We start from the raw sequence: 20,446 nt of genomic DNA, 5'->3' as shown, positions 1-20,446 counted from the left end.
GTTGTCATCTTCGACCGGAGTAGATTAGGCAAGTGGATGCGTGTAGAATAAAGAGAAGTGTAATATACTGGCATGAATTAGGAGGAGCTTCAATGATTGGACAAGCTGAATTGGTAATTGACGCGAAAGCACTGCTTGGGGAAGGCGCCCACTGGGACGGACAGGAAAGTAAACTTCATTGGGTTGATATCGAGGGCAGACAGCTGAGAATTTATGAACCTATGGGACAAGGCGAGGAGATCTATTCCTTCGATATCATGGTCAGTGCGGCAGTGCCGGCCGCAGGCGGCGGCTGGATACTTGCGCTGCAGGACGGAATCTACAGCTTCAAGAAGAACGGGCAGCCGCAGCTTATCGCTGCAGTGGAGCCTGAGCTGCCCCGAAACCGGCTGAACGATGCCAAATGCGACAGTGCAGGCCGGCTATGGTTCGGCACCATGAGTATGGATTCAACACCGGGGGCGGGCAATCTGTATGTCATGGAGCCTCATGGAGAGGTGCGCCATGTCTTGCCGGACATCGGCATCTCAAATGGACTGGCCTGGGATGACAGCCGCAGCTTGATGTATTACATTGATACGCCGACCCGGGGCGTGGATGTTATGGATTATGATCTGCAGAGCGGGACAGTCAGCGGACGCAGGACAGTTTTTACTTTGCCAGAAGGTGCAGGCGGTCCTGATGGGATGACGATTGACCGTGAGGGCATGCTCTGGGTGGCCCAGTGGGGCGGGAGCTGTGTCTCGCGGTGGAATCCGCACACCGGGAAGCAGATCGGCAAGGTTGAAGTGCCGGCCAAGAATGTAACCTCCTGCACTTTCGGCGGCGAGGCGCTGGACGAGCTGTACATCACTACAGCGAGAAGCGGGATGAGCGAAGAAGACTTGCAGCACTGGCCGCTGGCTGGAGGACTGTTTAAGATCAAAGCCGGGGTGCAGGGAGTGCCGGCCAATGTTTTTGCAGGTAAAGTGCGGTAGTAGAGGCTATCTGGTGTTCAAAGCAAACAAATTGTTAGACTGACCCACATATAAGAAACAACGGCAGCCTTGAACGAAATATCGTTCCAGACTGCCGTTGCTCTATTGAATTAAGGTATTCCGTTGGTTTAACGAGAGATGAGTTTATATCGGGCAAGGTGAATTCTTAGAAAAAATGGTTGGTGTTAACATCAAAGGTGTTGAATAATAGACATTAAATTGGCGTCTCTCATAGTGATATCTTGATAACAATGTTATTCTTCGATATTGAACCATGGACCAGAAGCCTGGATGACGCCCCAAAGTTTTTCTGGAAGTTCAAGCTCACCAACTAGCGAAGCTTTTATAGCTGTTTGGATTTCTGACTCTTGTCCATTTTGAACCTGTTGAACCCAGTCAGGATTCATGATTAATGCGTGGCCAATAGCAGCTAGGGATAGCCCCTTATTAATTCCTTTAGCAACATCATCCGGAGTAACCATAGTACCAGCGGCCAGTACAGGTACTCGACCATTCACATGTTCAATAATAAGTTCTAGATACGTTTTTTCATCTAGGCTGTCGGCTGGCTTCGATGAAAGAGCATCGGCCAATGAAGCATGTACATAATCAATATCCTCTTCAATCAGGCTTTCAACCAATGCATAGGTATCCTTCATGCGTAGACCGCCTTTTTGATGTTCATCAGGAGAAATCCGGTAGCCGATAATAAATGGTTTAGTAGCATGTTTTAAAATGACATTCTTCATTTTCTGAATAACGGCCAAAGGGAAACGCAAGCGGTTTTCCAGTGATCCTCCCCAGTGATCCTCACGTCTGTTGAAGAACGGAGAATAGAAGTTTTGAAGTAAAAATCCATGCGCTCCATGAATTTCAACGCCATCAAACCCTGCTTCAATGGCCCGTCTTGTTGTTTCTCCAAAAGCATGGATTACTTCCAATATTTCATTGTGCGAAAGTTCTCTTGGTATAATTGAAGGGGCAAATGCAGTGGCTTCCGTCTCTACAGCGCTGGAACTAACCACTTCTCCATTTGGTGTAAGGTTCGGTAGCGCTTTGTTACCTGCATGGAAAATTTGAAGTACCGCAGTAGCTCCTCCGCTTTTCACCGTATCTGCTAATTTGCGTAAACTTGGAATAAATTTATCGTCATAAGCGGCGAATTCATTCGTAAAACCGATACCGTTTGGTTGAACATGTGTACATCCAGTTATTACTAGACCTACGCCTCTTACTCTTTTTCTGTAATATCTTATTTCATCGTCTGAAACTGAGTAATCATCATTACTGGCCCAAGTGGTCATTGGAGACATAACAACCCGATTCTTAAGGGTAATTCCATTCTTGAGGGTAAAGGATTCCATCATGTTGTTGTATTTTGCGTTCATACTTTTAATACCTCTTTCTGTATTGTGATTAATAAACGAATGATTAATAAACGAATGTTCGTTTATTTAATAACGCCATTCTTCACTGGCTTATTGCTAGCACTGCCAATAATAAACGATCATTCGATTAAAAACAAGCTGTAATTATTCAGAGGGCTTTATTTTCTAGCATTCTGAAATAGGTTTCCCTCTGAAAATTACAAATCAAGCTTTTAAAGCCTCCCAGCTCATTTGGATTATTTCGTTCAAGTTTTCCTGCTTCAATTCTACTTGTCCGCTCAAATATTCCTTAACATATTGCATAACCGGGTAAAACATGAAGATATGGAGTAGGCTTGTATCCACTTGTTTAAAAATATTTTGTCTTTTGCCTTTTTCAAACAAGCTAAAGAGCGGCTCAAACAACTCTGATCCTTCTTTTCGAGATAAGTTAAGAAGGAGAGGGGAGTTCGAAAATTGCTCAATACATAAGAATTCATCCTGATTGTTCAGAATAAAATTCGCGAATTTTTTCAACGTATTTTCGAAAGCGGCTTGAATCGAAATCGAGTCATCGTATTTAAAAAGCACTTCTTGACTCATTTTCTTTTTTACATTCAAGTACAACTTGTTCAGCATATCCTCCTTATTCTCAAAATAGACGTAAATTGTTGAAGCAGATACGCCGGCTTTCTTAGCGATCTTGGACATCGAAATTTCCGCTAACCCTTCTTCATTTATCAATTTGATCGCTGCATTAAAAATACTCTCACTTTTATTTTCATCTTTATGTCTCATAGGCATATGGTGAATGATCATTCAATTAAAGTCAAGTAAGCTCTAACGTCTCTCCCGCAGTAAAACTATGCTGACCTTTAGCTAAATGAAAAAGGAGCTCCTGTTCATCAACTTTTCCTTATGTCATTTAACTATCATGTCCCGTTAGCGTAACGATCGGACGTACATGAGCCGTTACTCATCGGCCCCTATGTTAACTGATGCTCCCCGTAGTCTTGCTTGACCGTCGATGTCCAAGGTTTTGACGATGAAACTGTAAGATTTACCCACATCGATTGCGGCGGAGGCAGCTCTAAGGTGAAAATCATGTGAGGCTTGATTCACAAATCCAGGATCGGCAAATACAGAATGGCTATCATTTCCGGTACGGGTCTTATAGGTGGAGAAACCGATATACTCCTGGTTTTTCCAAATCCAACTTGCTTTCGATACGTCTCCGGGAGCGTAATAAAGATTGTAGTCCACTACATTCCCCGAGTTTTTCTTCTGTTCGTTATAGATGAAGACATTCGATGAATTCGCAAAAATGATATTATTGGTGATCATATTATTTTTGGTATCGTACTGTAGCAAAATTTCACCACTTCCATCATTTAGTGAATTGTTGTGATATAGGGTATTATTGATGATCTTGCTATTTACTGTTGAACCTCGTTCCGTATCGTAACCGCCCAGCGCTATTCCCGTATACCGGTTACTGTAGACTATGTTGCTCCGCACGGTAACCTCGCTAGTGGATTTCCCTGCATGTTCACTGGCAATTTCAATGCCAATATCGTTGTTGTAACTGTAATTTCGTTCAACAACGCTGTCTTTTCCCCCATCAATGTAAATACCGCCAGCTGCATTGCTATGGTTAGGAAGTGATGTACCGTAAGATGGGTTAAAGTTAGATGTGATGTTATATACTCTATTGCCACTGACTAATCCGTTTCTCACTTGATCGTAGGACGGATGCGGCGCCGTTCCTTCGAAGCCGATGAGATCGATACCGATATTGTCATTATCATGAATGAGATTGTTCGTCACGGCAAAAGTATCGACATTTCCGTTGATAACAAGGGACTCGCTTGAACCCAGTACCAGCTTATATAGCTCATTACCTTCTATCGTTACATGATGAATGGAGGCGGGAGCCTCAGTGCCATACACAGCGATACCGTGAGCATCCCGGCCAAGCAGGTCACTGCCGGCTGGTGTTGCAGTATTTTTGATATCATGTACTTTGTTATTCAGTATCTTAATATAGCTACCAGAACCGTGGACAAATATACCTATTGGCAATTGCTCTGTTTTTGCTGTGCTGAAATTACGGATTTCAAACCCCTTTATCGTAATATAGCTGGCATTTTCAATCTCAATCAGGCCTTGTTGTCCTGTGACAGAAAGTCCGCTGCCATCAAGGATTGCTCTTTCCTGCGGGAAATTAGCGAACGTGATCGAACCCTCCCGGGCTGAGCCTGAACGGCTTATTTTAAGCTTTTGTTTATAGACGCCCCCTCTTACATACACCGTGCTGCCCGGTTTTGCGGAGTCTGCTGCATGCTGGAGCGTTCTCCAGGGAGATTTTTTGGTGCCCGCATTGTCATCGTTGCCTTTGGAGTCTACAAAATAAGTAGGAGCAGCTGCTGAAGTAGAAGTGGCACGCAATTGCAACAGCATAATCATTACGGTTGCAACTACCAAACTCAGTATGAAAAACTTACGCTTTGTTTGCATTGAGCTGGATCTGCCTTCCCTGAATGTTTTCTTGTAATTATACTACAGTCATCCGGAAGTGGCTCTTATGCGCTATCTAGTAATGTAGTTACAAGAAACGACCTCCAATAGTGCCCCGTTAGCGTAACGTCAGCTCGGAAGAATGAAATCCACCTATTACTAATAATGCAACTCTCATGGCGACGTCCTCTTTATGAGTAGTTACGTTCCCGGTAGCCCATTGAAAGGCACCTTCATGGATGACTTGTGCAAAAATAGGCACATAAATATTTTTCTCGTCAGCTGTATAGATGTCTTCCAGACTTTTCGACAAATATTCCTTCAACTCATTTACTATTTTTTCTTTCAATTGCGGTACGACTAAGCCTACATAGCTGCTGCGGCATTGGATGTTAGGTGGTCGATAAAAATCGCATACCGCTAATACGAGTTGATGGATGCTGTCTTGATCGAATTTCACTACGCCTGCAGTACGTTTTACAATGGCAGCTGATGCGGAATCTCCCATAACGTAGTCCAATAATTCGTATTTGTCAGTAAAGTGCGCATAGAATGTAGCCCGGTTGACTTGTGCTCCTTTTGTTATATCCGCTATTGTTATTTTTTCAAAATCCTTTTTGGAAACCAAATGAAAAAATGCGTTAATCAAAGACTGTTTCGTTTGTGTCATTCGCACATTCATTACTTTTGCCGCCATTTGCTTCACCCCTAACCCGACATATTAACAAGCTTGTCGCTATAGCAACATTTGTGCATCAATTGTTGGTTGTTGCATTAAATCATAGGTTGTATATTATCCATTAAAGCAACACCTGTTACTTTAATATAGCACAGAAAAGGAGCTTACGAAAAATGAAAACTATTGCAGTAGTGGGTGCAGGTCCTGGATTAGGTTTGTCGCTAGCCAAAAAATTCGGAGAGAACGGATTTAGGGTGGCTGCCATTTCGCGTAATCCAGAGAAATTATCAATGATCATAAGCGAACTTAAAGAATTAAATATCGAAGCACAGTCTTATGTAGCGGATGTCACGAACTTGGCTGCTTTAAAACTAACCATTCAAGCGGTTAAAAAGGATTTTGGTTCTATCGATGTGCTAGAGTTTAGCCCTTATGCAGGGTGGGATAAATTCACAAATGTGCTGGAAACAACGCCAGAGAGTGTATTAGAACAAGTAAACAGCTATGTGTTGCCTGCCGTTCTTTTGGTCAATGAGGTATTACCGGATATGATAAACAACCATTCGGGCGCCATTCTATTTACAACAGGCTTATCTGCTATGTTCCCGTTGCCTTTTGTCGGGAATGGTGGAATCGTTATGTCGGGTATTCGTAATTACGCTACAAACTTGCACAATGAGTTGAAAGAAAAAGGTATATTTGTCGGACATCTTTCCATCGGAACCTTAATACAAGCCGGTACAGCAGGCGAACCGGATGTCATTGCAGATACTTGGTATGACCTATACGAGAAGAAGGACCGCTTTGAAGAAATATTCCCGCCAGGGTTTGATCCGACGAAAATTCCTAATCCATAACTATTAATTCATTCATTTTTTGTAAAAAAGGCTGGCTCTGTTCAAATCAAGTTCGGTGGAGGTAAGGTGAATAATGCTCTCTTCCGCTGCCGACAGAACGGCGGTGAAACATACCGGCAAAAGCCATGCCGTTTGATCCAGGTGAAGGATGAGCGGAGTTGCAAACAGCAAAAAACCGGCGAGTTTGTTTCCCCAGGTATGCAGGATGGCAAATGAATGATATTTATACGCCGCAATGACCAGGTTGGCTATGCGAATGAGCACGGTGGCAGCGATCCATGGCAGATATTCTAATATTTCATCCCCATTCTTGAAAATGATCGACACCATAACTACAGCAAAAAAACCGAGGTCTGCAATGGAGTCCAGCTTCGCGCCCAAGGTACTTTCACTTTTGGTCTTACGGGCAATATACCCGTCCAACACATCGCTAAGCCCGCAAGCCAGATAGACTACCGTAAAGAGCAGGGCATTGCCGTAAGTAAAAAACAAGGCGGGCAGGAGCACGATGCGGCTGATTGAGAGGATATTTGCGGTATTTTTAATCAACGGCATAACCTCCTATGAAGGATGTGTACTCCTTCATTTGGTTGATGCGATAATCATCCCAGTTACCGTCTTCATGTGCAATTCATAACTTCACAATAGAACTGTAAACAGGCCACCGGTTCCCGGCGGTCTGTTTCTTTTGGCAGCTCCCTGTGAAAATGGTCTAATCCCCTGCGAAAATGGTCCGAAACTGTGCTACAGCTCTCCCGGAAAGGCAATCTTTCCTCTCTCCCGGCGGTGTGCTTAGGTCTGCTAGGATGAAAGCGTAAACAAAAATCTGGATAGAGGAGATTCCGATATGGGGGTACCTTCCGAAGAGCTGCTTCGCGGAGTGGAGCCGGTCCGTCCATCCCGCAGGAAGCTGCAGAACAAACACAAGCTGTTTCTCATGGCGCTTCCGTTTCTTGTTGTGACCTTTATTTTCTACTATTTGCCGATCAGCGGATGGATCTACGCGTTCTATGATTTCATCCCCGGCATTCCGCTGTCGGACACGCCGTATGTCGGGCTGAAATGGTTCCGGACTATGGTTTCGAATCCGACGCAGACCGCCGAAGTGCTGCGCGTGCTGAAGAACACGGTGGTGATGAGCTCCCTGGGGCTGATAACCTCTGTTTTTCCGGTCATTTTTGCGATACTGCTCACCGAAATTAAGTCGGGCTGGTACCGCAAGTTCGTACAGACACTGACCACGATTCCGAATTTCATCAGCTGGATTCTCGTCTATGCGCTGGCGTTCTCGCTGTTTTCCGTGGATAGCGGGGTGGTGAGCGGCATACTCGTGCAGTTGGGCATAGTCGATGAGGGATACAATTTCCTTGCTTCCAGCTCAAATATCTGGATCACGATGATTGCCTGGTACTGGTGGAAATCGCTCGGGTGGGGGGCAATCCTGTATTTGGCGGCGATTGCAGGCATTGACCAGGAGCTGTATGAAGCGGCAGAGGTGGACGGAGCCAGCCGGTTCCGCAAAATCTGGCATATTACCGTGCCCGGTCTTATCCCTACCTTCTTTGTACTGCTGCTGCTCTCGATCGGGAACTTTGTGAATAACGGGATGGAACAGTATTTCGCCTTCCAGAACGCAATGAACAAGGATGCCATCGAAGTGCTGGACCTGTATGTGTACAATATCGCCTTTGCCAACAACTTCCCGTTCGCCACGGCGGTCAGCATGCTGAAATCGGTCGTCAGCGTCATTCTGCTGTTCGCGGCCAATACGCTGTCGAGAGTGGTGCGCGACGAATCTATCATTTAAGGGGGTGACTCCACTTGCGAAAAAAGCTTAAGCCCGGCGATGCCCTGTTCCAGGGAATTAACTATCTGCTCTTTGGATTGTTCACCCTGAGCTGCATTTATCCGTTCTATTATCTGTTCATCAACACGATCAGCTCCAATGATCTCAGTGCGGCAGGCTATATCAAATATTATCCGCGTGAGATCCATTTCGACAACTACTTCAAGGTGCTGCGGATCAGCGGGCTCAGCCATGCAGCGCTGGTGTCGGTCTACCGTACAGTAGTCGGCACAATGCTGACCGTAGGCGCTTCGGCTTTCCTGGGGTATCTGTTCACCAAAAAGGAGATGTGGGGCCGGCAAATCTGGTACCGCAGCGTTGTGGTTACGATGTACTTCAGCGCCGGGCTGATTCCCTGGTACATTACGATGCACAACCTGCATCTGACCAACAATTATCTGGCTTATATTCTGCCGACGATCATTACGCCATTCAATATTATTCTGGTCAAAACCTTTGTGGAGGCGATCCCGCCTTCACTGGAGGAATCCGCGAGCATGGATGGAGCAGGTTATCTGCGGGTGTTCTGGAGTATTATTGTCCCGCTGACAACGCCGATTCTGGCTACGATTACGATATTTTCGGCGGTAAGCCAGTGGAATTCCTTCATTGATACCGCATTTCTGATGACGGATACGAAATATTACACTCTGCAGTTTCTGCTCTGGCGTTACTTAAATGAGTCCAGTTCGCTGGCAGCGCTGATCCGCAATTCACCGGATATGGCAGCCAGCGTCCAGAACATGCAGACCCCGACCTCGGTCCGGATGACAGTAACGATGATTGTGGTACTGCCGATTCTGATTGTGTATCCGTTTTTCCAGCGTTTTTTTGTCAAAGGCATTATGATCGGCGCAGTCAAGGGCTGACACAAGGCAGCAACTGCAAGGAACAGGAATGGAGTCCGGCTCTGCCAGTGGCGGAGCTTGCACTTATGCAAATGTACACAAAACTTAAAGTGTATGCTTACGAAACGAGTTTTGTTCGATGCAGATTCAAGAGGAGCAGATTCTCACAAAACTTTTAGGGGGTAACAAGCTATGAAATTCAGAAGGTTATCGCTGCTTCTGCTGAGCGCCATAATGGTGTTCGTTCTGGCAGCCTGCGGCGGCGGAAACGGGAATTCAGGCAATGGAGGCAAAGCGGAGAGTACAGATAAACCGGTCACCGAGGCTACGAACGCGGCAAAAGAAACCGCAGCACCGGATGACGGCGCACTTGATCATTCCAAACCGCTGAAGCTGACGGTATTCTCAACAACCGCCAACTATGCGGGTCCGCAGACCGGCTGGTTCGCTAAGGTTATCAAGGATAAATTCAACATCGAGCTGGATATCGTCGCCTCCAACCTGACCGGCGGGGACACCAAAATCTCGGCGATGATGGCTTCCGGCGATCTCGGAGATATCATCGTCTTCGGGGATGATAAAAACCACTATCCCAATGCGATCAAAGGAAAGCTGCTGCTGGACTGGACGCAGGATGGGCTGCTTGAAAAATACGGCACCGATATCATGAAGCAATTCCCCAAAGCTGTGGAGAAGGCTAAAGTTGCCTTTGGCGGGGGCAGCGCAGTCTATGGCATCGGAAACAGTGTTGCTACCAATCCTTCCGGTCCTTCCGAAGGCAAGGATATGACTTGGGGACCGGATTTACGCTGGGATCTGTATCAGCAAATCGGGGCACCAGAGATTAAATCTATTGAGGATTACCTGCCGGTACTGAAAAAGATGCAGGAGCTTGAGCCGAAGAATGAGCAAGGCAAGAAAACCTATGCCTTCTCGCTCTGGTCCGACTGGGACGGCAACTACAAGATGACGCTGGCAAAGCAATTCGCAAACATGCTGGGTTATGATGAAATCCCTGATACTGCAGTCTACGTCAAAGCTGATGAAGAGAAATATTATGATTTCCTCTCCGAGGACAGCTGGTACATGAAGTCGCTCAAGCTGTATTACGAAGCCAATCAAATGGGGCTGCTCGATCCTGACTCCCTGACCCAGAAATTTGATGATGTGGTGGCGAAATACAAGGATGGCCGTATGCTGTTCTCCTGGTTCCCGTGGCTGGGTGCCGCCAATTACAATACCGCGGAAAGAACGGCGGAAGGCAAAGGTTTTGCACTGGTGCCGTTTAAGGATGAACTGATGTATTCAACAGGCTTCAATGTGTACGGCGGCAACGGTATTATTTCCATCGGAGCAAAAGCCAAGGAGCCTGCGCGGATTATGGAGTTCCTCAATTGGATGTATACGCCGGAAGGCGCGATGCTCTCGGCAGGCAGCGGAACAGCTGTACCTAACGGTCCTAAAGGCTTGACCTGGGATATTGACAGCAAAGGCCAGCCAGTAGTCACCGATTTCGGTTGGAAGGCTTACACTGACCAGCAGAACACCCAAGTACCTGAAGAATTCGGCGGCGGTGACTATTATTACGGGTCGAATCAGATGAACTTCTCGTTTGTTGTTCCGGCGATGGAGAATCCCGAGACAAGCGAGCCGTATGACCACAATCTGTGGAAGACAACACTGGAACGCAACCCATCGAAGCTTGATAGTGACTGGAGAGCAAAGATGGGCGTACTGACAGCAAAGGAATACTTTGAGAAAAACAATCTGCTTGCTGTTGCGCCGCAGGGCTTCACCGGCAAAGAGCCGCTGATTATGGATAAAACGCTGGAGCAGAAAAATAAACAGATCGGTACAGTCATTCAGCAGATTTCCTGGAAAATGGTTTTTGCCAAAAATCAGGCTGAGTTTGACAAGCTGAACAAGGAAATGCATGACAAGGTCAACGGTCTCGGCTATGCCGACGTTATTGATTTTTCGGTCAAAAAAGCGGAAGAACTGTTCGAAGCCCGCAAAAGTGTAAAGTAAACAGGGGCAGAGCATAAGGATAAGGCAGGGCGGCGCGGTGAGCTGTTCTGCCTTATTATTTTCAGTTCAGGTTAAATCTGGTATTCTAATTCTATTATATAAAACGCTTACAAAAAGAAGAGAGGATACGGATAATGAGCAGAATCAAGCCAGGGAGCCATACACCGGCAGTCAAATCTTTGCGGACTACCTTGGTAATTTATTTGTTGATCGGTACGCTGCTGCCGCTCCTGATCGTGGGAATTGTATCCTACACTTCGATTTTTTCGATTCTTTCGGGGAAAATCGGCAGCGGGATCAGCGCAAGCCTGCGCCAGGAGGCGCTCAGCCTGGAGAATGCCATCGACAATCTTGATTTTGCCTCCAAGCAGTTTGCGCTTGACGGCCAGATTGTGGAGGAAATGTCTTCTTTTCTGCTGGAGAAGCAGATTTACCGCAAATCGCAGATTATGAGTTCGATCAACCAGAAGATTAATCTGGTCAACTTCACCAATCCTTACATAGGGTTAACTGCCTATATCATGCCTGGTAGCGATGACCCGGTGCTGTTTACCAACATGAGCGCGCGGAGGAACTTTGATATCAGCACGCTGCCTTCTTTTATGCGTTATAACGGAGCTGATTATTACGGGCCGCATGGCACGATGTATGCTGTAGGGGATAACGTGGTTTTCTCCGAGCAGCGGATTGTCAGAGTGAGCGGCCAGCATCAGCTGTATATCTATCTGGAGACGAACTACAGTCTGCTGCGCAAAATTTTCAAGCAGGAAGCCTATGGAATGAAGGTAAACCATCTGCTGGTCAACCAGAGCGGTACACTTACCCATGTCATCGACGGCAAGCTGCCTGGAAAGATCGTCAAAGCGGCCGGGAAATCTTCGGGGCTACCGCATGAGGAGCTGGACGGCTACCATCTGTTCCGATACGAGAGTCCGCAGGGCTGGAAGCTGGTGGCTGTCGTGAAGAAATCGGTATTTAACAGCGAAATTTACTCCTGGTTCTACAAAATGATTCTGCTCGCCCTCTCCACACTGCTCTTTGCCGGAGTTCTGGCCTGGCTGATCTGGAAGCGGATTTATGGCCCTCTGCGCAAAGTCAACGTGGAAATTATCCGCATGGCCGAAAATGTTACTGCCCCTGTTGCCTTCACGAATGTGGAGGAGTTCGACTTTGTACTGAGCAACTTTCAGCAGATGAAGGATCAGGTTAATGAGCTGCTGCTGGCCGTAGCCCGCAATGAGAAGCAGAAAAGCCAGTTCGAGATTGAGAAGCTGCTCAGCCAGATCAACCCGCATTTCCTGCACAATACGCTGAACACGGTGCAGTGGCTCGCCAGGCTGAACGGGCAGAAGGAAATTGACAAGCTGGTCACGCTGCTGGTGAAGGTGCTGCATTACAATCTCGGCAAACAGAGCATTATTGTTACGATCGGTGAAGAAATCGAAGCTATCCGCAATTATATGGAGCTTCAGCGTATCCGTTACGATTATGAATTTGAGTTCAACGTGCAGGTGGAGGAAGATGTGCTGTCAGCTGCGGTCCCGCGTTTTCTGCTTCAGCCGCTGGTCGAAAATTCGATTTATCACGGGCTCAGCGATAACGGGAAGGTCGAGGTTATAATTACTGCGCATGATGTAGATGAAATTCTGCTGTGTGTGAAGGATAACGGAACGGGAATGGACCCTGACAAGATTGAAGAGCTGCTCTCGGATGACGGTGCCAGAAAGCGGGGACTCGGCATCGGCTTCTCCTACGTCATGCGGATGCTGAGGATGTATTACGGAGATCAGATGACGCTGCAAATTGCCAGCAACCCGGGGGAAGGCACATGTGTATCCATTATCATACCTAAGAAAAGCAAGGAGGACTTCGATGATTAAGGCTGTTGTGGTCGATGACGAGCGGCTTGTGCGCAAAGGCTTCATCTCGCTGATTGACTGGTCGTCCTTTGGAGTTGTGATTGTCGGCGAGGCCGGGGACGGCAACGCCGCGCTGGCCCTGCTCCGCGAGCAGGAGACCGATTTGCTGTTTGTCGATCTCACCATGCCGGGGATGTCCGGGTTCGATCTCATCCGGCAGGTGCGGCAGCGGTTCCCAGCCATCCGCTGTGTAGTGCTGACCTGCCATCATGAATTTGATTATGTGCAGGAGGCGCTGCGCCTGGGTGCGGTTGATTATATCGTGAAGACACTGCTGGAGGTGGAGAATGCGGATGAGACGATCCGCCGTTTGGTTGAACGGATCAAATGGGAGGAAAGCACCCGGGAGTCGCTTAGCCGCGGAGAGGGCAGGATTATCGCTGCGGACAAGGCGTTGCTCTACATGCCGCTGGACCCCCGGGCCAGCGAGGAAGAGCTGTTTCAGCTCTCGGTGGTGAAGAACCATCCGTTGATCACTTTTCAGGACATGTGGATCACGCCGCTGCACCAGCGGTATGCGGAGGAAGATGGCAGCCGTGAGCTCAAGCAAATGCTTGGGGGCCGCTGGCAGACGGCGCTGGTGAGCGGACTGCGGGATCAAAGCCTGCAGGAAGTGGAGAAGATCCTTGGGCTGTCAGCGCAACATGCGTTGTTCTATTCCGGCGGAGCCGAGGAACCGGCCAGACTGAACTATGCCGAGCTTAAAGTAATGGCATCGGAAGCAACGATCTTCAGTGATGAGGAAGATGTTCTACAAGGAGCACTGAATCTCAGATGGACGATAGACCGCGGCGGATGGGAAACTTTCACGGCCGGAGTAGTGATACAGCAGCCTTCACCGCAGCGGGTTTCCAACTTTGGGTATGCACTGCTCGGGAATTGGGGGGCTCTGCTGCTAAAGCCCGAGGAGACGGCGCAGCTGCAAGCGGCGGCAGGGAATAACCTGAACTGGTGCCAATGGAAACACTGGCTGCGGCAGTTCTCCGATCATGCGCAGCGGCGGATGATCGAGCTGGGCCTGAGCAAAGAGGTGATGCTCTGCCTCATCCGGGCTGTCCGTTATATGCAAAGCCACGCCGGGGACAAAATCAATCAAAGCGATGTTGCAGCCGCTGTCAATATGAGCCGGGGCTATTTCAGCCAATGCTTCGCCCGCTTTGCCGGGGAGAGCTTCGGGGAGAGTCTGCGGGAGATGCGGCTGAATCTGGCCAAATCGCTGCTGCTGGAAAGTAATGACCCCATTTGCGAGATTGCCTGCAAATCAGGCTTTGAGGATGACCGTTATTTCAGCAGGCTGTTCCGGGATCGGGTCGGCAAGCTGCCGAGTGAATACCGTGCGGAGGGGATGAGGACTTGACGAAGAGGCTTACTGTTTTCATCTCCGCCTTGCTGCTGCTCTGTCTGCCGGCATGCCAAGGCAGCAGGGTGCCGTCGGATTCCGCAGGGAGCGAACCGGGCGGCGGTGCCGCCGAAACTGCTGCTTATGGCAGATATGAAGACCCTGTCGTAATGCGTGTAGGGTTCAAAGTGCCTGATTCCCGGCTGAACACTGGCGACAGCAATGACAATAACCCGATTTCCCGGTATCTGGAGAGCCTCACGAACATCAGGGTTATCCACTCCTGGGAGGCAAAAGGTGAGGAGCCGTTTAATCAAAAAGTGCAGCTGGCCATCGACAGCAACGATTTGCCCGATGCCGTGGTTGTGGACAGGGATCAATTAAAAAAATTGATCGACAGCGATATGATTGCGGATCTGACCGGAACATACGAGCAATACGGTTCAGAGCTGATCAAGGATATGTATGATTCGACCAAAGGCGAGGCGCTCGGCGATGCCTCCCGCAACGGCAAGCTGTACGGGCTGCCAAATGTGGCGATCAATGCGGATTCCCTGTCTTTGCTCTGGGTTCGTCAGGATTGGCTGGACCGGCTGGAGCTTCCGGCTCCGCGGACCTTTGAGGATATTGAAGCCATCGCGAAGGCATTTGTTGAACGGGACCCTGATGGCAATGGTAAACGGGATACACTGGGGCTTAGCGCCTACAAAAATATCGTGTACGGAACCAAGCCGCATGTGAATGGCCTGGACTCCGTGTTCAGCGCCTTTCACGCTTTTCCTACCAACTGGATCAGAACGGGCAGCGGCGAGATTGTTTACGGGTCAGTTGCACCGGAAACCAAAGAAGCGTTAGCCAAGCTGGCCGACTGGTACAAACGCGGCCTAATCGACCCTGAATTTGCGCTTTATAAAGAAACGCAGGAGCCGATTATCTCCGGCAATGCGGGGATGTTTTTCGGCCCGTGGTGGATGCCCTACTATCCGCTGTCAGAGGCAGTGGCGCTTGATACAAAGGCGGAATGGCGGGCCTATGCCGCGCCGCTGGACAGCGCAGGCAAATTCGTCGCGCATATGGCACCGGTAACTGACCGCTATCTTGTCGTCCGCAAAGGGTATGAGCATCCCGAAGCCGTTATGAAGCTGCTTAACGTCTTCACCCGGCTGGAGAGAAGACGGGACCCCAACACAGAGGAAGTCAAGAAACTGGATGACTTCTCGGCGCAGACCGGCATTCAGCCGCGTGCGTATTACCCGTTTGATCTGCTGATTGATTATTCCGGCGCTATTGAGAAGCATTATGCTGACATTCAGCAGGCGCTGCACGGCAAGATCGACCCGGATCTGCTCGACCCGGATACCAGGGTCATCTATGAGCGGTGGCTCGCCGAGGAGGAGCAGCCGAAGAAGAATCTGGAGGGCTGGAAAGCAGCCAATTCATACAAATACGGGGCAGCTGTATTGTCCACGACGGCGATCGAGGGCGTGCGCAGCGTTTTTTATGGCAGCACAACCCATATGCAGAGTGTATGGCCGGCGCTGCAGAAGCTGGAGAGCGAGACCTTCCTGAACATTATCGTCGGTGATACGCCGGTGAGCAGCTTTGATACTTTTGTGGCGGAATGGAAGAGGCAGGGCGGGGATCAGATCACCCAAGAAGTCAACGTGATCGTGAAAAGCAGAGAGGCAGAGCAAATTGGTGATATGGCGGAATAGCGAGCTTTGGCGGTCTCTCATGGAAAGGCCGGTTGGGGGGATTGGATAGGGAGTAAAGTATGGAGTAAGGCTCCGTTCTGGTGTTGACTGAGAGTTAAAGTGACGTAAACGTAAAGGATGACGTATGTAAGGAGATTACGGGTGGAGTGCAATTAGACATTTGGTTTCGAGTGAGTGGACTTAGCAGCTCTAGTGTTGTATAAACAAGCTTTCGGACCCCAGCGTCCTTATTTAAGATAGATCATGTGTTTTTTTGGACTTTCGGACTCCAGTGACGTTATATGCTGATCTTTATGCGGATCATGGCTGTAATCGAAGGAATAGCTGCACCTGAGTCCGCTTGTGGTATTAATCATCTTGTTTTTCCACAATAGCTGCATCTGAGTCCGTAAGGATAGGAAACATTGTAGAAAGTAGGTAACTATGAGTAAGTGCTACTTCACAGGTTGATTAGCAGCTGTGAGTACAGTGCTACGTTCCAGGTTGATCAGCCGCTATGAGTACTCTCATCAGCTTGTAAATGCTCGCATTCCGGTGAAAAATGCTTCCGCTGCCCGTAGCACCCGAACAGACAGAAGGCCGGAGTTCCCATCAGGGAAATCCGGCCTTCTGTGTTGTCCAAACCATTTCGTCTAACCCAAAAGAATATTCTCCCGCTTCTCCTTTACGGAGCGGCGGTTATATCGCCGGAAAAAACGGCTCCGGCACGGCCGCTCGTTGACAGGTAGCTAAGCCAAGCCCCGGCCAAGGCCAGCACAGCAAGGACAGCGGCAAGCCAGGGAATTGAGGATAGGCCGAATGAATTGATGGCGACCCCGCCGAGATAAGCACCTGCCGCGTTGCCCAGATTAAGTGCGGAATGGCTTGAGGTTGTGGCCAGCAGCGGCGCTTTATGCGCCAGGTTCATGATCCGCAGCTGGATGCCGGGCATAATGCCGAACGCCGCGATTCCCCAAAGGAAGATATTAATAATGGTAAGCACCGGATTGTGCAGCGTCAGCGTGAACATAGAGATAATCAGTGCGAGCACGCCGAAGTTGACCATCAGTGACGGCATGAGTTTCCAGTCAGCCAGCTTGCCGCCGGCAATATTTCCGATGGTGACGCCAACTCCGAACAGTACGAGAATCCAGGTGACATGATGTTCGGCAAAGCCGGTAATGTTCTCCAGCATTGGCGTGATGTAAGTGAAGAGCGAGAACAGGCTGCCGCAGCCCAGCGCTCCGGTGAGCAGAATCAGCAGCACCTTCGGATTCACCAGACCGCGCACCTGTTCGCGGAGATTGGCAGTCTGCTCCTGGACAATCACGGGAATAAACCGGATAATACCGAACAATGAGATGATGCCCAGCACGGTAATAGCCCCGAAGGAGGCCCGCCAGCCGAGCTGCTGGCCGATAAAGGTGCCGAACGGCACTCCGATAATATTGGCGACGGTCAAGCCTGCAAGCACGACTGATACGGCCCCGGCCCGTTTCTCCGGCCTTACCAATCTGGCGGCAATGATTGTTCCTACCCCCAGGAAGGTTCCGTGCGCGAAGGCGGTAAGAATACGGGCGATAATCAGCAGCGTGTAGGTAGGCGCAATCACCGACACAGCATTGCCGAATATAAAAATGTACATCAGAATAACGAGCAGCTGCTTCTGCGGCAACCGGTGCGTAAAGATAGTCAGAATAGGTGCACCGATGGCTACACCAAGCGCATAGCTGGTAATAAGCTGTCCGGCTTGTGGAATGGTTACCCCGAGATCATGCGCAACATTGGGCAGAAGACCCATGATGATAAACTCGGTCATGCCAATCGCAAATGCGCCAAGGGTAAGACAGAGAAGTGACAGCGGAAACCGTTCCTTTGGCTGCGATGGCGATGTGTGGCCCTTGGCCGGATTCATCTTCATAAGGCTTGTCCGTCCCCGGACAGTGGCGGCTCATCCCAGGCTTTGCACACGTCCACCCAGTCCGTACTTTTAGAGTACAGGGCTAGTTCATCACAGGTCAGCTCAATCGCAGAATTGGTGCTGCCACAGGCCGGAAACAGCGTATCGAAGCGCTGCATGGAAATATCCAGATAAACTTTAAGCTCCCGGGCGAGGCCGAATGGACAAACCCCTCCGATCTCATGACCCGTCTGCTCCAGAACTTCATCGGGACTGAGCATTCTCGCCTTGAAACCGAAGACTTCTCTGAATTTCTTGTTGTCGACCTTGGCGTCTCCTGCAGCAACGACCAGAATGGCATCGTCATTTACCCCGCGGAAGGACAAGGTTTTGGCTATACGGGCAGGAATTACCCCAATCGTCGCCGCCGCCATCTCTACGGTAGCGCTGGAAGTGGCGAACTCCAGTACATCCTGCTCTCTGTTAAAAGTACGGAAATGTTCTTTTACACTTACAATCGACATGAGCCTTGCTTCCTTTCTGAAAGTTCATTATTTTTTCATATTGGTTTACATTTTAACTTGTTTTTTATGAATGGGCAAAACATTCCTAATCTAGCATCCAAGCATTTTTGGCTCAAGGGCATTAAATAATACAAAAACAGGATAGAGGTGAGGACAGATGAGGTTTGAGGAGATCAAGGGGGCTTATGATTGCATTGTAAGCCTGGGAAGCTCTTGCGAACCGGCGGCGCATTTGCGCAGAAGGGGTTTAAGGACTTTTTCATCGCCTCTGGACTGGGTTGTTTCGTTATCCCATACAGATGTGAACCTACTGCTCAGCCGACGATTCCCGGAATACATGGAGCTGCCGGATAGGGCACCGGACGAAGGGGACGATGTCTTCGTGGAGAATGAAGTTGTAATGCCGGTCCGATCGTATTTTATAAAAGATTACTATTATTATGTGATTTCCGTTCATGATTTTCCTATTCTCGAGGAGCAGGAGTGGGGCTCCGTGTATCCGGGCTTTAAGGATAAAATCGACATGCGCAGCCAGCGTTTGCTGGATCAGCTGATTGTCAGCCGGAAGGCGTTGTTCATCCGCTGGGGAAGTACTTATGAAGAGTCACTGCAGCTTCAAAAAGCGCTGGCCTCGTTAACGTTGGGAACCTTCCATATTCTGATCGTAAACGGAGTGGACGGACTGGAGTCTGTGATCGATAACGAATGGGGACTACCCGGCATCAGTTCACTGAGCATTCCGAACCGGGCCGGGGACAATGAGACCTGGGACTATATTCTGGAGGGGGTTAGCCTGGTATAGTCAGCTGGCGTTAATTAAATGATCTGCCCTTAGTGCATCGTTGACAGATGATTCACGCAATTGTATAAGTCACATTGCCACCGGCCGTTTGCTTTGGTGAGCAGGGTCAGAGAAGTATTTCTCATATGAGTTGCAGTAAATTGAAGTGGCAGCAAATGCTGCAACGTTAACCCGATTAACGCACCGTGGCTGACTGCCAGGATGTTCTTGGCAATATAACTGGAATGAATCTCTTCCAGGAAAGAGGCGCCCCTGGCAGCAGTGTCATGGACACTCTCCATTCCCAGGTTAAGATCACGCCAACGAAGCCCCCATTTGTCGATTCGTTCTTCTTCCGTCATTCCTTCGATTTGTCCGCAGTCGATCTCGCGTAATCTGTCATCGGTCAGACATACCGGGATTCCAGCTGCAGCAGCAATGATTCCTGCAGTTTCCTGTGCACGGGACAAATTGCTGGAGATGATCATATCCCAAGGCTCTTTCAGCAGTCGGCCTGCCAAAGCTTCAGCCTGCTGTCTGCCTTCCTCATTTAGCGGTTGATCGGACAAGCCCAGCGCCTTCCCCTGCACATTCCAATCGGTAATGCCGTGTCTGATGAATCCGATCAAGGCCATCTAATCCTCCCCCCTCCCCGAATCACAACTCTCCGGAATTTATGCTGATCTTTTGGAGCAGAGTAACCAATAGATCTGCTTCCTCCTCTGTTAAATTGGCCGAAAGCTTGCGGTTAAGTTCATCCATTATAGCTTGAAATACCGGTGCGAACTCAAGTGTCTTAGCGGTCGGATACAGGAGCGAAGAGCGCCGGTCTTTCGGATCGGTTCTCCGTTCAATATAACCCAAATGCTCAAGATGTTTGACGGACCGGGCGGTTGTTGCTTTATCGAACTTCATCTCATTTGTCATTTGATCCTGGGTAATTCCAGGCTGGCCAAGGATCAGCTTAAGAAAGTTGTGCTGCCCGCCGCTGCCGATCCCATAAGGAGCCAACTCCCGGGCTAAATATTTCTGGTTTTGACGCTGAAGGTTGGAAATCAACTTGCCAATCGGTTCTTTTTTCAAAAATGACACCTCTTTAGGTTAAATGCTATTGCAACCCTTTATCTGTTCAAAATTTTACAACAAAGTTGTTGCGTGCGCAACTAATTT

The 20,446-nt window shown here is 48.9% G+C and carries 18 protein-coding genes; 9 read left to right on the top strand and 9 right to left on the bottom strand.

The features are described from left to right. The first annotated feature begins 92 nt into the window (after window positions 1-92). Window positions 93-977, top strand: a complete 885-nt coding sequence (locus ACQ76X_RS00830) for an SMP-30/gluconolactonase/LRE family protein (protein ID WP_438490959.1) — start codon at window positions 93-95, stop codon at window positions 975-977. Between the two features lie 254 nt (window positions 978-1,231). On the opposite strand, the gene ACQ76X_RS00825 is transcribed toward ACQ76X_RS00830, so the two are convergent. The 4 genes from ACQ76X_RS00825 to ACQ76X_RS00810 all read right to left on the bottom strand — a co-directional run bounded on the left by ACQ76X_RS00825 (window position 1,232) and on the right by ACQ76X_RS00810 (window position 5,558). Then, window positions 1,232-2,365: an NADH-dependent flavin oxidoreductase gene (locus tag ACQ76X_RS00825; protein ID WP_438490958.1), complete on the bottom strand. Its 1,134-nt coding sequence runs from the start codon at window positions 2,363-2,365 to the stop codon at window positions 1,232-1,234. Between the two features lie 204 nt (window positions 2,366-2,569). Then, window positions 2,570-3,148 (bottom strand): TetR/AcrR family transcriptional regulator, encoded by a 579-nt coding sequence (locus ACQ76X_RS00820; RefSeq protein ID WP_438490957.1) that lies wholly within the window; start codon window positions 3,146-3,148, stop codon window positions 2,570-2,572. Window positions 3,149-3,316: 168 nt separating this feature from the next. Beyond that, on the bottom strand, window positions 3,317-4,861 hold the full coding sequence (locus ACQ76X_RS00815; RefSeq protein ID WP_438490956.1) for a right-handed parallel beta-helix repeat-containing protein: 1,545 nt from the start codon (window positions 4,859-4,861) through the stop codon (window positions 3,317-3,319). A gap of 118 nt (window positions 4,862-4,979) precedes the next feature. Next, on the bottom strand, window positions 4,980-5,558 hold the full coding sequence (locus tag ACQ76X_RS00810; RefSeq protein ID WP_438490955.1) for a TetR/AcrR family transcriptional regulator: 579 nt from the start codon (window positions 5,556-5,558) through the stop codon (window positions 4,980-4,982). A gap of 155 nt (window positions 5,559-5,713) precedes the next feature. Between ACQ76X_RS00810 and ACQ76X_RS00805 the strand changes: the two genes are divergently transcribed. After that, complete coding sequence (locus ACQ76X_RS00805; RefSeq protein WP_438490954.1) at window positions 5,714-6,397, top strand: SDR family NAD(P)-dependent oxidoreductase; 684 nt, start codon at window positions 5,714-5,716, stop codon at window positions 6,395-6,397. A gap of 12 nt (window positions 6,398-6,409) precedes the next feature. Here the strand turns inward: ACQ76X_RS00805 and ACQ76X_RS00800 are convergent, their stop codons facing one another. Beyond that, window positions 6,410-6,946 (bottom strand): CDP-alcohol phosphatidyltransferase family protein, encoded by a 537-nt coding sequence (locus ACQ76X_RS00800; RefSeq protein WP_438490953.1) that lies wholly within the window; start codon window positions 6,944-6,946, stop codon window positions 6,410-6,412. Between the two features lie 298 nt (window positions 6,947-7,244). Here ACQ76X_RS00800 and ACQ76X_RS00795 point away from each other — a divergent pair, with 298 nt between their 5' ends. The 6 genes from ACQ76X_RS00795 (at window position 7,245) to ACQ76X_RS00770 (ending at window position 16,092) form a co-directional block, all read left to right on the top strand. After that, entirely contained in the window at window positions 7,245-8,204 is a 960-nt protein-coding gene (locus ACQ76X_RS00795; RefSeq protein WP_438490952.1) for an ABC transporter permease, read from the top strand. A 14-nt stretch (window positions 8,205-8,218) separates the two neighbouring features. After that, window positions 8,219-9,112 (top strand): carbohydrate ABC transporter permease, encoded by an 894-nt coding sequence (locus ACQ76X_RS00790; protein ID WP_038594234.1) that lies wholly within the window; start codon window positions 8,219-8,221, stop codon window positions 9,110-9,112. Between the two features lie 171 nt (window positions 9,113-9,283). Further along, window positions 9,284-11,119, top strand: coding sequence for an ABC transporter substrate-binding protein (locus tag ACQ76X_RS00785; protein ID WP_438490951.1), 1,836 nt, complete (start codon window positions 9,284-9,286; stop codon window positions 11,117-11,119). Window positions 11,120-11,253: 134 nt separating this feature from the next. Further along, window positions 11,254-12,999 (top strand): sensor histidine kinase, encoded by a 1,746-nt coding sequence (locus ACQ76X_RS00780; RefSeq protein ID WP_438490950.1) that lies wholly within the window; start codon window positions 11,254-11,256, stop codon window positions 12,997-12,999. After that, complete coding sequence (locus ACQ76X_RS00775; protein ID WP_438490949.1) at window positions 12,992-14,395, top strand: response regulator transcription factor; 1,404 nt, start codon at window positions 12,992-12,994, stop codon at window positions 14,393-14,395. Before ACQ76X_RS00780 ends, ACQ76X_RS00775 begins: the two co-directional genes overlap by 8 nt. After that, entirely contained in the window at window positions 14,392-16,092 is a 1,701-nt protein-coding gene (locus tag ACQ76X_RS00770; protein ID WP_438490948.1) for an extracellular solute-binding protein, read from the top strand. The genes ACQ76X_RS00775 and ACQ76X_RS00770 overlap by 4 nt, the downstream gene beginning before the upstream one ends. 664 nt (window positions 16,093-16,756) lie before the next feature. Here ACQ76X_RS00770 and ACQ76X_RS00765 read toward each other — a convergent pair. Both ACQ76X_RS00765 and ACQ76X_RS00760 read right to left on the bottom strand, forming a co-directional pair. Then, window positions 16,757-17,986, bottom strand: coding sequence for an MFS transporter (locus ACQ76X_RS00765; RefSeq protein ID WP_438491584.1), 1,230 nt, complete (start codon window positions 17,984-17,986; stop codon window positions 16,757-16,759). Window positions 17,987-17,988: 2 nt separating this feature from the next. Then, the gene (locus ACQ76X_RS00760; RefSeq protein WP_438490947.1) at window positions 17,989-18,495 is read right to left on the bottom strand and encodes a YbaK/EbsC family protein; all 507 of its coding nucleotides are present in this window, start codon (window positions 18,493-18,495) and stop codon (window positions 17,989-17,991) included. A gap of 157 nt (window positions 18,496-18,652) precedes the next feature. On the opposite strand from ACQ76X_RS00760, the gene ACQ76X_RS00755 reads away from it, so the two are divergent. Beyond that, a complete protein-coding gene (locus tag ACQ76X_RS00755; RefSeq protein ID WP_438490946.1) occupies window positions 18,653-19,297 on the top strand; it encodes a DUF1796 family putative cysteine peptidase in 645 nt (214 codons plus the stop codon). A 29-nt stretch (window positions 19,298-19,326) separates the two neighbouring features. Here ACQ76X_RS00755 and ACQ76X_RS00750 read toward each other — a convergent pair whose 3' ends face one another. Beyond that, window positions 19,327-19,911: a histidine phosphatase family protein gene (locus tag ACQ76X_RS00750; protein WP_438490945.1), complete on the bottom strand. Its 585-nt coding sequence runs from the start codon at window positions 19,909-19,911 to the stop codon at window positions 19,327-19,329. A 22-nt stretch (window positions 19,912-19,933) separates the two neighbouring features. Beyond that, window positions 19,934-20,359 carry a MarR family winged helix-turn-helix transcriptional regulator gene (locus tag ACQ76X_RS00745; RefSeq protein ID WP_076109758.1) on the bottom strand — a complete coding sequence of 142 codons (426 nt, stop codon included), beginning with the start codon at window positions 20,357-20,359 and terminating at the stop codon, window positions 19,934-19,936. Window positions 20,360-20,446 lie beyond the last annotated feature (87 nt).

Source organism: Paenibacillus sp. IHBB 3054 (assembly GCF_051594305.1).
In the GTDB taxonomy this organism is placed as follows: domain Bacteria; phylum Bacillota; class Bacilli; order Paenibacillales; family Paenibacillaceae; genus Paenibacillus_AQ.
The sequence above is the reverse complement of the archived record's forward strand: the minus strand, read 5'-3'. Positions and strand labels throughout refer to the sequence as shown.

Bases quoted from the DNA above. Each gene is read 5' to 3' on its own strand.
- ACQ76X_RS00785 (WP_438490951.1), top strand. From the start codon at position 9,284: ATGAAATTCAGAAGGTTATCGCTGCTTCTGCTGAGCGCCATAATGGTG.
- ACQ76X_RS00830 (WP_438490959.1), top strand. From the start codon at position 93: ATGATTGGACAAGCTGAATTGGTAATTGACGCGAAAGCACTGCTTGGG.
- ACQ76X_RS00815 (WP_438490956.1), bottom strand. From the start codon at position 4,861: ATGCAAACAAAGCGTAAGTTTTTCATACTGAGTTTGGTAGTTGCAACC.
- ACQ76X_RS00795 (WP_438490952.1), top strand. From the start codon at position 7,245: ATGGGGGTACCTTCCGAAGAGCTGCTTCGCGGAGTGGAGCCGGTCCGT.
- ACQ76X_RS00760 (WP_438490947.1), bottom strand. From the start codon at position 18,495: ATGTCGATTGTAAGTGTAAAAGAACATTTCCGTACTTTTAACAGAGAG.
- ACQ76X_RS00750 (WP_438490945.1), bottom strand. From the start codon at position 19,911: ATGGCCTTGATCGGATTCATCAGACACGGCATTACCGATTGGAATGTG.
- ACQ76X_RS00775 (WP_438490949.1), top strand. From the start codon at position 12,992: ATGATTAAGGCTGTTGTGGTCGATGACGAGCGGCTTGTGCGCAAAGGC.
- ACQ76X_RS00810 (WP_438490955.1), bottom strand. From the start codon at position 5,558: ATGGCGGCAAAAGTAATGAATGTGCGAATGACACAAACGAAACAGTCT.
- ACQ76X_RS00765 (WP_438491584.1), bottom strand. From the start codon at position 17,986: ATGAATCCGGCCAAGGGCCACACATCGCCATCGCAGCCAAAGGAACGG.
- ACQ76X_RS00805 (WP_438490954.1), top strand. From the start codon at position 5,714: ATGAAAACTATTGCAGTAGTGGGTGCAGGTCCTGGATTAGGTTTGTCG.
- ACQ76X_RS00825 (WP_438490958.1), bottom strand. From the start codon at position 2,365: ATGAACGCAAAATACAACAACATGATGGAATCCTTTACCCTCAAGAAT.
- ACQ76X_RS00820 (WP_438490957.1), bottom strand. From the start codon at position 3,148: ATGCCTATGAGACATAAAGATGAAAATAAAAGTGAGAGTATTTTTAAT.
- ACQ76X_RS00780 (WP_438490950.1), top strand. From the start codon at position 11,254: ATGAGCAGAATCAAGCCAGGGAGCCATACACCGGCAGTCAAATCTTTG.
- ACQ76X_RS00755 (WP_438490946.1), top strand. From the start codon at position 18,653: ATGAGGTTTGAGGAGATCAAGGGGGCTTATGATTGCATTGTAAGCCTG.